Below are 705 nucleotides of genomic sequence, written 5' to 3'. Positions count from 1 at the left end.
CTTCCTGATGAAACTCTCAAGCTCCTCTCGTTCGCCTTCTTTCAAACTCACTTCATGCACTCTCTTTCTACCCATAGTCTGGATAGATCAACGCAATGGTTAAAACATTTTGTTATGGAGCACTAGTCTCTCACCACTGCCTGGCCTCACCCCTGGCTGTCGTGCTCTGGCCTCTGTCCTTTGTCCTGTCTCTCCTGTCTGTCTCCCCCTCTCCTACCTGTCCTGCCTGCCTTTTGTCAGCTCGTTCATTCCACATGATGTATGAATTTACCCTTCTCTGCGAGAATCATCTGTGAAACAAACCAAAACCGTTTTTCATTCGATGAGACAAATTTTATTTTTCACAAAACCCGCAAGCTTTACTGGTTTAGTGAAAAGGTCATGACTCAACCCGTCCGCCCCGTCGGACATCGCGCCAGTAACACTGTTGTACGATAACATGGTTCTTCCCCCCAATGCTGTCATACTTTAACCACTCTTTCCGCTCGATTACATAGCAGAAAACTTGATACGTAAATAGTAATTAGTATTACATGGGATATTCCCCGTCGATGTTCAGCAGCGTCTGGTTTGCACGATCTGATAATACCTCCTTGCTATTTGACGCTGCTGATACATTCGATGCGATCTATCGCTTCTTCGGCGCTATGATGGACTCTGGCGCCTCCTCGATCGTGTAGATCGCATGCTTGAAGATGACCACCG

1 protein-coding gene is annotated in these 705 nt (G+C 46.8%); it reads right to left on the bottom strand.

Features of this window, described 5'->3' with window-relative positions; genetic code table 11:
• Positions 1-130: 130 nt before the first annotated feature.
• Complete coding sequence (locus tag QHG98_09740) at positions 131-256, bottom strand: hypothetical protein (GenBank protein MDH7597993.1); 126 nt, start codon at positions 254-256, stop codon at positions 131-133.
• Positions 257-705 lie beyond the last annotated feature (449 nt).

This window comes from Methanothrix sp. (assembly GCA_029907715.1).
Lineage (GTDB): Archaea > Halobacteriota > Methanosarcinia > Methanotrichales > Methanotrichaceae > Methanothrix_B.
This window is presented reverse-complemented; position numbering and strand designations above follow the sequence as displayed.